The 14513-nt window shown below is 72.3% G+C and carries 16 protein-coding genes; 9 read left to right on the top strand and 7 right to left on the bottom strand.

All coding sequences use genetic code 11. The annotated features are described in order from the left end of the window. Positions 1-10: 10 nt before the first annotated feature. A complete protein-coding gene (locus tag ACLJQM_RS04035) occupies positions 11-859 on the bottom strand; it encodes a GGDEF domain-containing protein (protein ID WP_410630176.1) in 849 nt (282 codons plus the stop codon). 269 nt (positions 860-1128) lie between these two features. Between ACLJQM_RS04035 and ACLJQM_RS04030 the strand changes: the two genes are divergently transcribed. The 8 genes from ACLJQM_RS04030 (at position 1129) to ACLJQM_RS03995 (ending at position 8690) form a co-directional block, all read left to right on the top strand. Beyond that, the gene (locus tag ACLJQM_RS04030) at positions 1129-3342 is read left to right on the top strand and encodes a sigma-70 family RNA polymerase sigma factor (protein ID WP_410630175.1); all 2214 of its coding nucleotides are present in this window, start codon (positions 1129-1131) and stop codon (positions 3340-3342) included. Positions 3343-3352: 10 nt separating this feature from the next. Further along, a complete protein-coding gene (locus tag ACLJQM_RS04025; protein ID WP_360772570.1) occupies positions 3353-3850 on the top strand; it encodes a GtrA family protein in 498 nt (165 codons plus the stop codon). 38 nt (positions 3851-3888) lie between these two features. After that, positions 3889-4416, top strand: coding sequence for a GtrA family protein (locus ACLJQM_RS04020; protein ID WP_247014608.1), 528 nt, complete (start codon positions 3889-3891; stop codon positions 4414-4416). Positions 4417-4420: 4 nt separating this feature from the next. Beyond that, a complete protein-coding gene (locus ACLJQM_RS04015) occupies positions 4421-4915 on the top strand; it encodes a GNAT family N-acetyltransferase (protein WP_360772573.1) in 495 nt (164 codons plus the stop codon). Positions 4916-5121: 206 nt separating this feature from the next. After that, positions 5122-6411, top strand: a complete 1290-nt coding sequence (locus tag ACLJQM_RS04010; protein WP_410630174.1) for an MFS transporter — start codon at positions 5122-5124, stop codon at positions 6409-6411. Positions 6412-6421: 10 nt separating this feature from the next. After that, entirely contained in the window at positions 6422-7276 is an 855-nt protein-coding gene (locus tag ACLJQM_RS04005) for an NAD(P)H-binding protein (protein ID WP_410630173.1), read from the top strand. 18 nt (positions 7277-7294) lie between these two features. After that, on the top strand, positions 7295-7939 hold the full coding sequence (locus ACLJQM_RS04000; protein WP_247025340.1) for a response regulator: 645 nt from the start codon (positions 7295-7297) through the stop codon (positions 7937-7939). Between the two features lie 118 nt (positions 7940-8057). Next, a complete protein-coding gene (locus tag ACLJQM_RS03995; protein ID WP_247025342.1) occupies positions 8058-8690 on the top strand; it encodes a response regulator transcription factor in 633 nt (210 codons plus the stop codon). A gap of 190 nt (positions 8691-8880) precedes the next feature. Here the strand turns inward: ACLJQM_RS03995 and ACLJQM_RS03990 are convergent, their stop codons facing one another. Together ACLJQM_RS03990 and ACLJQM_RS03985 are read right to left on the bottom strand one after the other, a co-directional pair. Continuing rightward, entirely contained in the window at positions 8881-10164 is a 1284-nt protein-coding gene (locus ACLJQM_RS03990) for an ATP-binding protein (RefSeq protein WP_360772581.1), read from the bottom strand. 3 nt (positions 10165-10167) lie between these two features. Next, positions 10168-10863, bottom strand: coding sequence for a response regulator transcription factor (locus tag ACLJQM_RS03985; protein ID WP_360772797.1), 696 nt, complete (start codon positions 10861-10863; stop codon positions 10168-10170). 42 nt (positions 10864-10905) lie between these two features. Here ACLJQM_RS03985 and hisN point away from each other — a divergent pair, with 42 nt between their 5' ends. Next, the gene (gene hisN, locus ACLJQM_RS03980) at positions 10906-11691 is read left to right on the top strand and encodes a histidinol-phosphatase (protein WP_410630172.1); all 786 of its coding nucleotides are present in this window, start codon (positions 10906-10908) and stop codon (positions 11689-11691) included. A gap of 58 nt (positions 11692-11749) precedes the next feature. Here hisN and ACLJQM_RS03975 read toward each other — a convergent pair whose 3' ends face one another. The 4 genes from ACLJQM_RS03975 to ACLJQM_RS03960 are packed head-to-tail and all read right to left on the bottom strand — an operon-like array spanning position 11750 to position 14484. Then, positions 11750-12010, bottom strand: a complete 261-nt coding sequence (locus tag ACLJQM_RS03975; RefSeq protein ID WP_003105220.1) for a hypothetical protein — start codon at positions 12008-12010, stop codon at positions 11750-11752. Continuing rightward, complete coding sequence (locus ACLJQM_RS03970; RefSeq protein WP_410630171.1) at positions 12010-12945, bottom strand: TNT domain-containing protein; 936 nt, start codon at positions 12943-12945, stop codon at positions 12010-12012. The genes ACLJQM_RS03975 and ACLJQM_RS03970 overlap by 1 nt, the downstream gene beginning before the upstream one ends. Before the next feature lie 31 nt (positions 12946-12976). After that, positions 12977-13906, bottom strand: a complete 930-nt coding sequence (locus ACLJQM_RS03965) for a hydroxymethylglutaryl-CoA lyase (RefSeq protein ID WP_360772587.1) — start codon at positions 13904-13906, stop codon at positions 12977-12979. Beyond that, the gene (locus ACLJQM_RS03960) at positions 13906-14484 is read right to left on the bottom strand and encodes a PH domain-containing protein (RefSeq protein WP_360772590.1); all 579 of its coding nucleotides are present in this window, start codon (positions 14482-14484) and stop codon (positions 13906-13908) included. Before ACLJQM_RS03960 ends, ACLJQM_RS03965 begins: the two co-directional genes overlap by 1 nt. Positions 14485-14513 lie beyond the last annotated feature (29 nt).

The raw sequence follows: 14513 nt of genomic DNA, 5'->3' as shown, positions 1-14513 counted from the left end.
TTCGGGCGTTCTACGCTCGCGCGAGCTGCGCCAGCAGGTCGCACGCGAGCTCGTGGGTGGCGGGCAGCCGCACCGCGGACACGCGGGGCTGCCCCGCGTCGGCCAGCTGCGCGTCCACCGACAGGCGCTCGTTCAGCGCCCTCCGCAGCGCGACGCCGTGCGAACCGACCCGGTCGTCCTTCGGGACCAGCGCGGCGACGACGGACGGCCCGAGCGAAGCGACGCTCTGCCCGCTGTCGAACACCGCCCGCAGCGCGTCCGCGACCAGGATCATCCCGGTCAGCCGCGGGAACCCGGCGACGGTGCTGAGGTCCAGCGAGACGACCAGGAGCACGTGCTCCTCGGCCGCGGGCCGCTCGCGCGCGGCGGCCGCTTGGTAGACCTCGTAGAGCCGGGTGCGCAGGTACGCGGCCGAGGGCAGGCCGGTCAGCGGGTCGGTGACCTCGGTGTGCACGAGCTGGTCGGTGGCGACGTCGGCCCAGGCCAGCGCGGTGGTCCGGAGCAGCCGCGACGGCGTGGCGTCGACGTCCGGCGAGACGAAGCCGTCGCCGGCGTGGTCGAGGACGGCGTGCAGCGCGGCGAGGTCGGCGAGGGTTTCCGCGAGTCCCGCACCGGCCGCCGCCCGCGCCCTGGCCAGCCCGGCCAGCGCGGTTTCGGCGGCTTCGGCGCGCCCCTTGGCCATCACGGCCGCGCAGACGGCGTCGACCTCGGGCAGGGCCCAGTCGCTGGGGAACCGCCAGCCCGCGGCCAGGCTCGCCGTGCGCCAGCGGGCGCGCAACGCGCGCAGGGAGCGATCGCGCTCGGACTGGGCCTGGGGCGGGACGTCATCGGGGCCGGAGCGCGTAGCCGGAACGTCCACTGGCCCCCCATCCCTTTCGTCCGGTGCGTGTGGATCTTGATCGGTGCTTCACGGTGAGGACGTGCCTCGCCGGACCCCGTGACGCGTACTGGCGAGTTTTGTTAAGAAGCTTTTCCACGCCGAGACCCGGGGGTGGGTGATTTTGCTGCGCCGTCGGAGTCAACACCCCGACCACCGCGTGACGGCCCGGGGTGGGTCAGTCACACTTGTCTCGCGCCCCGGACCGGCCTGTAATGGCAGGTCCTGGCCCTAGCCGACCGAGGAGTGCCGTGTCCACCGTTCCCGCCGATCTCAGCGGAAAGAGTGACGCCGAGCTGATCGCCGAGGTCCGCTCGGGGAAGATCGCCTCCTACGGCGCCCTCTACGAACGGCACACCGGCGCGGCCCACAACCTGGCCCGTCAGCTGGCCCGCTCGAGCTCCGAAGCGGACGACCTCGTGTCCGAGGCGTTCGCCAAGGTGCTGGACACGCTGCGTGGCGGCAAGGGCCCGGACACCGCCTTCCGGGCGTACCTGCTGACCGCGCTCCGTCACACGGCGTACGACCGCACGCGCAAGGAACGCCGGGTCGACCTCAACGAGGACATGTCCGACGTCGGCGGGGCCGCTGCCGAGGCGCTGACCGTCCCGTTCTCCGACACCGCCGTCGCCGGCCTCGAGCGGACGATGGCCGCGAAGGCGTTCGCCCGGCTGCCCGAACGCTGGCAGGCGGTGCTCTGGCACACCGAGATCGAGCAGCAGAGCCCGGCCGAGGTCGCGCCGCTGCTCGGGCTGACCGCGAACGGCGTCTCCGCGCTCGCCTACCGCGCCCGCGAAGGCCTCCGGCAGGCCTACCTCCAGGTCCACCTGCAGGAGAACGCCGAGGAACGCTGCCGCGCCTGCGCCGACCGGCTGGGTGCCTGGACGCGCGACGGGCTGTCCAAGCGCGAACGCAACCAGGTCGAGAACCACCTCGACGAGTGCGAGAACTGCCGGGCGCTGGCCGCCGAGCTCGCCGACGTCAACGGCGGGTTGCGCGCGATCATCGCCCCGATCGTCCTGGGCGGCGCGGCCCTCGGCTACCTCGCCACCATCGGCGCCGCGAAGGCGAGCGCGGCCACGGCGGCGGCAGCCGGTGCGGCCGCCGCCGCGGGTGCGGCCGCCGGGGGCAAGGCCGGTGCGGCCGCGGGCGCCGCCGCGGCCGGACCCCGCCAGTTCGCCGGGGTGGCCGCCTCGGGCGCGGCGGTCGTCGCGGCCGTCGTCGTCGCGCTCACCGCCGGCGGCGGGGCCCAGGAGATCCCGGTCGCGGCCGCCGTGCCGCCCCCGGTCGTCCAGCCCGTCCAGCCGCCCGCGCCGAAGCCCCAGCCCCAGCCGGTTCAGCCGCCCGCACCGCAGCCGCCGCAGCCCCCGGCCCCGCCCGAGGCGCCTCCGGTGGAACCCGCGCAGCCGCCCGTCCAGCCGCCCGCACCCGCGCCGCCGGCACCCCCGGCGCCGCCCGCGCCGGCCCCGCCGTCGATGTCGGCGACGACCCCGCCGGACGGCGTCGAGCTGAGCCCGGGCTCCGCGACGAACCTGCCGATCACCGTCCGCAACGACGGCGGCAGCGTGTCCGAGCCGGTGGCCGTCGCGCTGAAGCTGCCGCCGGGCGTGCACGCGGTCGACGCGGCGGGCGGTGGCGCGCCGATGGCGTTCGCGCAGGGCGGCAGCGCGCCGATCTCGGTGAACTGCCCGGGCGGTGACGGCACGGTCGTCTGCAAGACCGGCAGCGGCCTGCAGCCCGGCCAGAGCGCCACCCTGAACTTCCACCTGCGGGCCGACGACGACGCCAAGGGCGGCACGGTCACCGGGACGGTCACCGCGGGCGTGCAGGTCAACGTCCGGGTGAGCGTCGAGGTCACCGTGAAGCAGCCGCCGGACGCGGTGGTCCTGGAAGCGCAGGGCGACGGGCTGTCGGCGTTCCCGTGGACCCGCAACCCGCTGGTCTACGTGCGCGTCCGCAACACCGGCGAGACGACCAAGCCGGTCACGGTCACCTTCGACCACCCGCTCTGGCAGTGGTGGAGCCTGCGCGGCTTCCCCTGCGAGCCGTCCGGCGACGGCGCGACCTGCACGACGAAGAGCGCGCTGGCGCCCGGGCAGCACGTCAACCTGTGGGTGCGGCTGAAGGGCCGCCCCGACGACGGGCGCGTGACGATCACGGCGCAGCTCGGCAAGGCGTCCGCGCGGCCGGTGACGGTCGACTTCGGCTGCTGGCACCACTGGTGCGGCGAGGACCCGCTGCCGACGACCACACCGCCGTCGTCGTCGACCACCCCGACGAAGCCGTCGAAGCCGGCTCCGTCGAAGCCTTCCTCGACCCCGCCGACGACGACCGAGACCGAGCCGTCGGCCGAGCCCCCGGCGTCGACGACCACGTCCAGCGCGCCGCCGCGGCCGGGCACGAACCCGGGCCCGAAGCAGCCGACCGTCACCCCCGAAAAGGCTTTCGGCTGGCTCACGGGGTAGCGTCCGCGCGGTGCGCGAGCTGCTGAAAAAGCATCGCGAGCTCCTCCGCTTCGCCGTTGTCGGCGGGATCAGCTTCGTGATCACGATGTCCGTCAACTACGGCCTGAAGTTCACCGTGCTGCGGACCCACCCGGTGACGGCGCTGATCCTGGGCGTCCTGGTCGCGACGATCTTTTCCTACGTCGCCAACCGCGAATGGTCGTTCCGCACCCGCGGCGGCCGCGAGCGGGCGCACGAAGCGGCGTTGTTCTTCCTGTTCAGCGGCATCGCGCTGGGCCTGAACGCGCTGCCGCAGTGGTTCTCGCGGTACGTGCTGGACCTGCAGGCGCCGCGGCTGTCGCCGTTCGGCGTCGAGGTGGCCGACTTCGTCAGCGGCATCGTCATCGGGACGCTGCTGGGGACGGCGTTCCGCTGGTGGGCGTTCAAGAAGTGGGTGTTCCCGGACGAGTCCGGGCGGGTCGCGGCAGTCCTGGAGGATCCGGACATTCAGGACCGGAAAGCCGCCTGAACCACAGGTCACCGCGATGTGCTCCTAGACTGCGTGGTGTGACCGTTGTGGAAACCGTGCTCAAGCGCACGCCGGAACCACTGCGTTCGGTGCTGATCAAGCACCGGGAGCTGCTGAAGTTCGCGATCGTGGGCGGCACGACGTTCCTGGTCGACAACGGGGTCTGGTACGTCCTCAAGCTGACGGTGCTGGAGCCGAAACCGACCACGGCGAAGGCGATCGCGATCATCGTGGCGACGATCGTGTCGTACATCCTCAACCGCGAGTGGTCCTTCCGCACCCGCGGCGGCCGCGAACGCCACCACGAAGCGGCGCTGTTCTTCGTGATCAGCGGCATCGCGGTCGTGGTGAACCTGATCCCGCTGTACGTGTCGAGGTACGTGCTCCACCTGGAGATGCCGCACGTGACGCGGCTGGTGCAGGAGGTCGCGGACTTCGCGAGCGGGTCGATCATCGGCATGCTGCTCGCGATGTTCTTCCGGTTCTGGGGCTTCAAGAAGTGGGTGTTCCCGGACGAGCTGGGCGAGCGGCGCCGGGACAGCGACACGGTGACGCGGCTGCGCTGAGCGCTTGCCCGAGCTGATCCCGCCCGACGTCCGGTGGCACGCCGCCTGGCGGGACGCGCACGCTGAGTGGGGCCCGGGTGCGCACGAGGACGGCTTCGGCCTCCAGGCGGCGGACCGGGTCGGCACCGCCGCGGGCTTCGCGGCCTGGCTGGCGCGGCTGAACACCGAGGCCTGCACCTACCGCTGGATCGTCGAAGGCGAGCGGGTGCTCGGCGGGATCGCCCTGCGGCACGGCTTCGGTGAGTTCGTCCGGCAGTTCGGCCACGTCGGCTACGGCATCCGGCCGTCCGCGCGGGGACGCGGGCTGGCGAGCTGGGCGCTGGGCCGGATCCTGGGCGAAGCGCGCACCCTGGGCATGTCCCGCGTCCTGCTGGTCTGCGCGGCGGACAACGTCGCCTCGGCGAGAACCATCGAGCGCAACGGCGGGGTACTCGAAGCGTCGCCGGATCACCGGGTCCGCCGGTACTGGATCGAAAACTCCTTGTCTTCCGACATGTAGTTGTCTAGAGTCATCCCGTCAGTGTTCCTCCGTGAGGACGCCGCCCGGGTTCGGCCGGGCGAGCGGGACGATTCGAGGTGGTTTCCGAGCGCGAAGAGGTCGCACCCGCCCAGCGGGTGACGATGGAGCCTTTTCCCGACTCGACGGGACGCGTTTTTTCGCGCGTCCGCACCTCTCGTCCCTTCTGACGAAACAAGGACTTTGTCTTGAGCACCATCGCGCCTCAGCGCGCTCGAAAAACGGCTCTCGTGGGCCTGTTCCTGTCCGTTTTCCTCGCGATGCTCGACGCCCAGGCCGTCGCCACCGCGCTTCCCCGGATCTCCGCCGAATTCGGCGGGACCGGCGCCTACGCCTGGGTCACCACCGCCTACCTGCTCGCCGGCAGCGTCACCGCTCCCCTGTACGGGAAGCTCGGGGACGTCCACGGCCGCAAACGCGTGCTCCTGGGCGCGCTCGCCCTCTTCCTGCTCGGTTCGCTCGCCTGCGGCCTGGCGCCGTCGGCCGCGTGGCTCATCGCCGGGCGGGTGCTGCAGGGTGCCGGTTCCGGCGGCCTCTTCGTCTCCGTCGGCGCTTCGCTCGGCGAGCTCTTCTCGCCCCGCGAAGGCGCGAAGTACTTCGGGTGGTTCTCGGTCTGCTTCGCCGTCGCCTCCCTCGCCGGGCCGGTCGCGGGCGGTTTCCTGACCGGGCTCGCCGGGTGGCGGTCGATCTTCCTCGTCAACCTGCCGCTCGGGCTGCTCGCCGTCGCCTTCCTCACGACCCTCGACCTACCGCGACGGCGGAAAGACGCGCCGTTCGACTTCGCGGGCGTCGTCCTCCTCGGCGTCGCGATCACCGGGTTCACCCTGCTCACGCCGTGGTCGGCCGGGCTCGGGACGGTCGCGGCCCTCGCGTTCGTGGTGGTCGAACGCCGGGCCGAAGCGCCCGTGCTCCCGCTCAGGCTCTTCCGCGACCGGACCTTCACCGTGTCCGTGCTGCTCAGTGTGCTCGCCGGGTTCTCGTTCCTCGGCTCGGTCAACTACATCGCCGGTTACCTGCAGGCCGACGCCGGCCCCGGGGAAGGCGGGCTGCGGCTGGTCCCGATGACCATCGCCGTCGCGCTTTCCTCCGTCGTCGCGAGCAAGGTCATCGCCCGCACCGGCGCCTACCGGTGGGCGCCGCGGCTCAGCATGGCGCTCGGCCTGCTCGCGGTGCTCGGCCTCACGACGTTGCACGGGCTCGCGGAAATCTTGGCCTGTCTGGTCGTCTTCGGCCTCGCGGCCGGCCTCAACCTCCAGGTGCTGGCGCTGGCCACGCAGAACACCGCGCCACCGGGCGATCGCGGCGCGGTCGCCGCCGCGGTCAACCTCGCCCGCTCGCTCGGCTCCGCGCTCGGGCCGGTCGCGCTCGGCTTCGCCTACACCGCGGGCGCGCACGGCGTTTTCCTCGCCCTGCTGCCCGTCCTCGCGCTCGCCCTCGTCACGGCGTTCGCGCTCCCCCACGTCCCGCTCCACCGCTAGGAGAACCACGATGATCTTCGTACTCGGCGCCACCGGCAAGGTCGGCCGCGCCCTCGTCCCCGCCCTCCTCGACGCCGGCGCCGCCGTCCGCGCCCTGACCCGCGACCCGGCGAAGGCCCGGATCGACCCGCGCGCCGAAGTCGTCCAGGGCGACCTGGACACCGCGGACCTGCCCGCGCTGCTCGACGGTTCGGACCGCGTGTTCGTGCTGACCCAGGGGCACAGCGCCGACCGGGAAGCGGCGGTCGCCCGGGCGGCCGCCGAGGCCGGGGCCACCCACCTCGTCAAGCTGTCCACCACCGGTGTCCACTTCGGACAGACGGACCCGATCACGCGCGCCCACGCCGAAGCCGAGCAAGCGATCCGCGAAGCCGGGCCGTCCTGGACGATCCTGCGGCCCGGCGCCTTCATGGACAACCGGTTCGCCTGGCGCGGCTCCATCCGCGAGGAGAACGCCGTGTACGTACCCGAAGGCGATCCGGCGTCCGCGCTGGTGCACGTCCGGGACATCGCCGCGGTCGCGACCCTCGCCCTCACGACGTCGGACCACGAAGGCGCGACCTACGAACTCACCGGCGGCGAAGCCCTCACCACCCGGGAACAGGTCGCGCTCCTTTCCGAAGCTGTCGGTCGCCCGATCGAATACGTCGAAGAACCGCGTAGCGCGGCTCGTGCGCGGATGATGCGCGCGTACGGCTGGCCCGCCGAAGCCGTCGACGGTTTCTTCGCGCTCAAGGAGGCGTCCGCCGGGCGCGAACACGTCGTTTTCGACACCGTGGAACGCGTGCTCGGCAGGCCGCCGCTGAACTTCGCGAAATGGGCACGTGAGAACGCGGCCGCATTCCCCTACCCTTACAGGGGGTGACGGCGGGGAGGTGACGGGATGGGCCTGCGCGTCCTGGTCGTGGACGACCACCCCCTGTTCCGGTTCGGCGTGGTGACGCTGCTGGGGAACGAACCGGGGATCGAGGTCGTCGGCGAGGCCGCCAGCGGCGCGAACGCGGTCGACGCCGCCGCCGCGCTGCGGCCGGACGTCGTCGTCATGGACCTGCACCTGCCCGACCTCTCCGGGATCCAGGCGGCCCGGCACATCGTGACGGCCAACCCGGACACCGGCGTGCTGATGCTGACGATGGCCGACGAAAGCGAGTCGGTCTTCGCGGCGATGCGCGCCGGTGCCCGGGGCTACCTGCTCAAGGACGCCGAGCCGGACGAGATCCTGCGGGCAGTGCGCTCCGTCGCCCGGCGCGAAGCCATCTTCGGGCCCGACATCGCCAACCGCGTGCTCGGCTTCTTCAGCCAGTCCGCGCCCGCGAGCGAACCGGTGTTCCCGGAGCTGACCACGCGCGAGCGCGAGGTGCTGGAGCTGATCGCGGCCGGGCACAGCAACGGCGTCATCGCGAACACCCTGTGCCTGAGCCCGAAGACCGTCCGGAACCACATTTCCAACGTCTTCGCCAAGCTGCACGTCACCGACCGCGCCGAGGCGATCGTCCGGGCCAGGGACGCGGGCCTCGGCCGGTCCTGACGGGCAGCCGCCCGGGCAACATCGGGACGCCGGTCCCATGCGCCCGGGACACCTCTACGGGCACTGTGGTGACGTGGGGGGTGTACCCCTTCGCACCGTTCGAGGGGAATGGGTGACGATGTTCGAATCCGACAGGACGCCGGTGGTGGTCCGCGCCACCGATCCGATCCTGCACAACGGCGTCTGCGTGGCGCTGCGTTCGCGGGACGAAGTCCGGGTGGTGGACGGGGACGCGGCCGGCCCGGCCGTGGTCGCGCTGCTGGTCGCCGACCGGCTCGACGAGACGATGAACCAGCTGCTGTCCGCGCTGCACCACCAGGGCTTCACCCGCATCGTGCTGATCGCGGGCGAAGTCGACGACAACGAGGTCCTGAACGCCGTCGAGCACGGCGTCTGCGCGGTCGCCCGCCGCGCCGACGCCGGACCGGAGGTGCTCGTCCGGCTGATCAAGGCGGCCGCGGCCGGCGAGGGCGCCCTGCCGCCGGACCTGCTCGGCCGGCTGCTGAACCGCGTTTCCCGCCTGCAGCGCCAGGTCCTCCAGCCGCGCGGCCTGCAGATGGGCGGCATGAGCAACCGGGAGACGGAGGTCCTCCGGCTGGTCGCGGCCGGGTACTCGACGCAGGAGATCGCCGACCAGCTGTGCTATTCGCAGCGCACGGTGAAGAGCATCCTGCACGACGTGACCAACCGCTTCCAGCTGCGCAACCGGTCGCACGCCGTCGCTTACGCGCTGCGGGAAGGGTTGATCTGAGCCGTGATCGTCCAGGGCTGTTCCGCTTCGCGCTGTGGGAGCAACGTCGCAGGTTGTTCGACGGCCGGGCCGAGCGCCCCAATGTGGCCTTCGGTGCGTCAGCCGCAACCAAGGCCGCATTGGGGCGGTAGCTCGTCACCGCACGGTTTGCGGCGAACCCGCGAGCCGCGACCCGCCCCGCGCGTGACCGCTAGCGCGGGACGCGTTCGGCGGGCCACCGGACTTCCGGCACATCGCTGGGTCGCGGCACCTTGAGGAAGAGGCTGAAAACGGCCGGGCGGCGATGGGACAGCTCCAGCCGCCCGCCGTCGGCCTCGACCAGGGCGCGGGCCAGTGCCAGGCCGACGCCCGTGGAGCCGCCGCCGGAGAAGCCGCGTTCGAAGATGTGCGGGGCGAGTTCGTCCGGCACACCCGAGCCCGTGTCGCTCACCTCGATGACCACCGTGCCCTCGGCGTCGCCGCGGCGGGCGGCCAGCGTCACCGTTCCCGAGCCGTGGCGCAGCGCGTTGTCGAGCAGCACCCCGATGACCTCGCGGAGGCGGCCGGGCGTGGCCCGCGCCATCAGGCCCTCGGCCACGCGCATCCGCAGGTTGCGGCCCTCCGAGCGAAGCAGCTCTCGCCACTCCTGGGCCATCTCCGGCAGCTGCGTGGGCAGGTCCACCGGTTCCGCGCCGACCTCGCGGGCCGCGCGCGCCGCCGCCAGCAGCTCGTCCAGCGCCTCCGCGAGCCGGTCGGCCTGTTCCTGGGCGGCCTTCGACTCGTCGGCCACCTCTTCGTCCGGGTGCACGGTGAGCGGTTCCAGCCGCAGCTGCAACGCCGTCAGGCGGCTGCGCAGCTGGTGCGAGACGTCGCCGACGAGCTGGCGTTCGCGCTGCACGAGCTGGGCGAGCGCGGTTCCGGACGCGTCCAGCGCCTCGGCGACCATGTCGAGCTCGCCGACGCCGTAGCGGCTCGGGTCGGGCCGGAAGTCGCCGCCGCCGAGGCGGGCCGCGCGTTCGGCGACGTGCCGAAGCGGCTTCGCCAGCCGCCGCGCCGTCGCGATCGCCACCACCGCGCCGGTCCCGATCGACAGCAGCACCAGCAGGACGACGACGAGCGTCACCGTCGTCTGCCGCTCGTGCATCGGCCCGGCGGGGACGGCGATCTCGACCTTGCCGTCGCGGGCGAGGTCAGCCGTCTCGGTGACCGTGTCGCGGCCCGGGTCGCTGCCGTAGCGCTTCTCGATCTGGCCGCTGGCCCGGACGGTGAGCAGCCCGTTCACCGGGACCGCGGCGCGCACCTGGTCGAGGTCGATCTCCTGGCCGTTGGCGATCTCGGTGTCGAGGATCGCCGCGGCCGCGCGGGCGTTCTCGGCGAGGGTCTCGCGGTAGCTCGACTCGATCTGCCAGCTCGCCACGATGCCCAGCGGGATGCCGAGGACCGCCGCGGTGACGGCGACCGCGAGCAGGATGGCCAGCAGGATGCGACGGCGCACGGCTTATTCGGCGTTGAACCGGAAGCCGACGCCGCGGACGGTCGCGATCCGCCGTTCGCCGTCGTGGGCCTTGCTGGTGCGGCCCGCGGCTTCGTCCGCGGCGATGGAGAGCTTCCGCCGCAGCCACGACATGTGCATGTCGAGCGTCTTGGACGTCTTCGACTCGAGGTCGTTCCAGACCTCGGCGAGGATCTCGTCGCGGCTGACGACCTGCCCGGCGCGGCTCATGAGCACGCGCAGCAGCTCGAACTCCTTGTTCGCCAGCTGCACCTCGTGCAGGTCGACGGTGACCAGCCGGGCGCCGACGTCCATCCGCACCCCGCCCGCCTCGAGCACCTCGGGCACCCGGCGGCGCAGCAGCGCGCGGATCCGGGCCAGCAGCTCGGCGAGCCGGAACGGCTTGGCGACGTAGTCGTCGGCCCCCGCGTCCAGGCCGACGACGAAGTCGACCTCGTCGGTGCGCGCGGTGAGCATCAGGACGGGCAGCTCGGTTCCGTTGGCACGCAGCCGCCGGCACACCTCCAGGCCGTCCATCCCCGGCAGGCCGAGGTCCAGCACGAGCAGGTCGACGCGCTGGGCGGCGGTGGCGTCGAGGACCGAAGGACCGTCGGTGACGACGTGGATCTCGTATCCCTCGCGTTCGAGGGCGCGGGAGAGCGGTTCGGCGATGGCCGGATCGTCTTCGGCAAGTAGGACCATGCTCACCTGGTCGACTCTACGGCGCCGGGGCGTGAAACCATCGTGACCGTGCCTGGCTACGGAGATGATCTGGCCCTCGCCACCCGGCTGGCTGACGCCGCCGACGCGATCACGACGGCGCGGTTCCGCGCCCTGGACCTGGCGGTCTCGCGCAAACCCGACCGCACCCCGGTGACCGACGCGGACACCGCGGTCGAGGACGCGATCCGCGACCTGCTGGCGGCGGAACGCCCGGCCGACGCGGTGCTCGGCGAAGAGCGCGGCGGCTCGGCGGCGACCGGCCGCGCGTGGGTGCTCGACCCGATCGACGGGACCAAGAACTTCCTCCGCGGCGTACCCGTCTGGGCGACGCTGATCGCGCTCGTCGAAGACGGTGACCCGGTGGTGGGCATGATCAGCGCGCCCCTGCTGGGCCGCCGCTGGTGGGCGGCGACGGGGTCCGGCGCGTTCTCTTCGGACTCCTCGGGGACGCGCCGGCTGGCGGTCTCCGGCGTTTCGTCCCTTTCGGACGCTTATCTGTCCACAACGGACTTGAACTCGTGGGTCGAGTACCACTCGCGCGAGAAGTACCTGGACCTGGTGAACGCGTGCTGGGAATCGCGCGCGTTCGGCGACTTCTGGCAGCACGTCCTCGTCGCCGAAGGCGCGCTCGACGTCGCGGCGGAGTGCATCGTGAACCCGTGGGACGTGGCGGCGGCGCAGGTGATCGTCACCGAGGCGGGCGGACGGTTCAGCGACCTGGACGGCGGCGGCCGCTACGACAACGGGAGCGCGCTGTCGACCAACGGCCTCGTGCACGACGAGGCGTTGGGGATCCTCAAGCGCTGAATGCCATGAGGGGCACCTTCATGGACTTAAGAGCCATGAAGGTGCCCCTCATGGCACATCACGAACCCGGGAGCAGGCCGACCGCGCCGCGCGCCACCTGGGCCCAGGCCAGCCGGCCGAAGAGGTAGTGGCACGCGACCTGTTCGCTGGTGAACCGCGCCCAGTCGTAGCGGTTGCCCTGCTCCCGCCAGAACACCTCCCACGCCTCGTCCTCGCCCTGCATCAGGCACCAGGCGTTGTCGACCTCGGCGCCGAGCGAAACGACCTCCGGCGGCACGCCCAGCACGCCTAGCCAGCGCTGGATCGACTGGGTGTTCATCAATCCTCTTCCCCCTTGGCCTCGGCGAGGTAGCCGAGGGTCACGAGCTCGTCCGCGGCCAGCAGCGCACGGTACCGGGTACCCCCGCCGACCTGGCCGAACCAGTTCGCCGTTTCCGACCGCCACATCGGTACTGCGCGCACCACGACGTACCGGCGGTACTCGGCGTCCAGCATCCCCGGCGGCAGCGAGCGCTCCGCGAACGGCGTGCCGTCGGCGAAGAACACGCGCCCGTGCGCCGGGCCGAAGCGGTCGAGCACGGTGTTCATCGGGACCATCACCGGCTCGCCGTGGTCGACGCTGCCCTCCGGGTAGTGGTCGCCCGGCGGCCACGCGTACTCGGGCCCGAGCTCGCTGTGCCCGACGACGAACCGGCGGATCCACACCGCCTGCGTCGCGTGGGCGTACGGCACGTACCCCTCGGTCAGGTGCCGCGGCACCGGCCGCGACGGGGCGGTCGGCGACCGGCGGAAGCCCGCCGTGACGTTGGTGAGCGCCTGGTCGTCGAAGATCAGCCGGGCGTCCGGGTGGTCGTTCGGGGCGAAGCCCTCCGGGTCGTCGTCCGGCAGGGGCAGCTGCCGCGCCGGCTTGTCCATGGCGACCGGCAGGTGCCCGATCGGGAACATGTGCACCAGGAACAGCGCGACAACGCTTTCCCGCTCGGTGCGCGGCGAACCCAGCGGCGGCAACGGCGCCGGGGAAACCGGCGCGGGTGCGAGCGGCGCCGGCGACACCGGGGGCGGCGGGGCCGCGGGCATCGGCGGTGGCGGGGGCAGTGGGAACGGCGGCAGCAGCGGCGACACGGCGTGCGGCCACGCGGCGGGACTGCCCGAAGGCGGCGTCGGGGCGTCCTCGTACCCACCGGGTCCGGGCAGTCGCACCGGTCCCGTGTCGAGGTCGTCCTCGCCCGCCTCGGAAGGCTCCGTCACCCACATCCTCCGGCTCGGTTGTGCACGGTGGTCCGCGTCAGCTCAGCGCGTTGACCACGCGGGACGGGCTCGGGCGGCCCAGCTGTCCCGCCATCCAGGAGCTGGCCGCCACCAGCACGTCGAGGTCGACACCGGTCGCCACCCCGAGGCCGTCCAGCAGCCAGACCAGGTCCTCGGTCGCCAGGTTCCCGGTCGCCGACTCGGCGTACGGGCAGCCGCCAAGCCCGCCCGCCGAAGAGTCCACAGTCGACACTCCACATCGGAGCGCCGCCAGCGTGTTCGCGAGAGCCTGACCGTAGGTGTCGTGGAAGTGCACGGCCAAAGTACCGACATCGCCGAACAGCCCGATCAGGTTCTCGACCTGGCCGGCGGTCGCGACGCCGATGGTGTCGCCCAGTGACAGCTGCGAACACCCCATGTCCAGCAAGCGGCGGCCGGCGTCGGCGACCTGCTTCGCCGGCACGACGCCCTCCCACGGGTCGCCGAAGCACATCGAGAGGTACCCGCGCACGTCCACGCCCGCTTCCCGGGCCCGCGTGACGACCGGCTCGAACATCGCGAACTGCTCGTCCAGCGACGAGTTGAGGTTCTTGCGCGCGAACGTCTCCGTCGCACTGGCGAAGATCGCGATGTGCTCGACACCGGCCTCGAGGGCCCGGTCCAGACCTTTTTCGTTCGGCACGAGCACCGGGTACCGGACGCCTTCGCGGCGGTCGAGCCCGGCCAGCAGCTGCTCGGCGTCGGCGAGCTGCGGCACCCACCTGGGGTGCACGAAGCTCGTCGCCTCCAGCGTGGTGAGCCCGGCGCCGGCGAGCCGGTCGAGGAACTCCAGCTTGACCTCGACCGGGACGATCGTCTTCTCGTTCTGCAGGCCGTCCCGCGGGCCGACCTCCCAGATCGTGACCCGCTCCGGCAGCTCGCCCGCCGCGGGCGAGCGCTCCGGCAGGCCCAGTTCGCGCGTGCCCATCAGCGGCGTCGCTCGCCGCGCGGCGGGTGCGCGCCACCCTGGGGCGGCAACGGCGTGGTCTGCTGGGTGCCCGGCCGGTAGTCGTCGTACGGGTTGTCGTTGACCTCGCGGTAGATCACCGTGTGCACCTTTTCCACGTGCGGGATGTCCTCGAACCGCAGCGGCTCGTCCGACGCGGACTCGATGATCAGCGTGCCGCAGCCGAACACCCGGTCCAGCAGGCCGTGCTCGAACTGGACGCTGTTGATGCGGCCCATCGGGATGTCGATGCCGGTGCGCTTGAGCACGCCCTCGCGGGCGATGAGGCGGTCCGTCGTCACGATGAAGTGGGTGGTCCGCCAGCGCACCAGCGGGGCCAGGAACAACCACACGATCAGCACGAGCGCGACCACCGCGATGGCGATCAGCCCGACCGTGTTCCACGGCGAGCCGGCGTCCTTCGCGAGGATCGCGAGCCAGGTGCCCGCGCCCAGGGTGACCAGGAACGCGAGCGTCGGGAAGATCAGCATCTTGAAGTGGGGGTGACTGTGCACCACGACGTGCTCTTGCTCGCTGAGCAATTCGTCCGGATAAGCCACGGCGGACGCTCCCAAGGTCGGTGCGGCGG

Origin of the sequence: Amycolatopsis sp. cmx-4-83 (assembly GCF_046548815.1) — a bacterium.
GTDB lineage: Bacteria > Actinomycetota > Actinomycetes > Mycobacteriales > Pseudonocardiaceae > Amycolatopsis > Amycolatopsis pretoriensis_A.
This window is presented reverse-complemented; position numbering and strand designations above follow the sequence as displayed.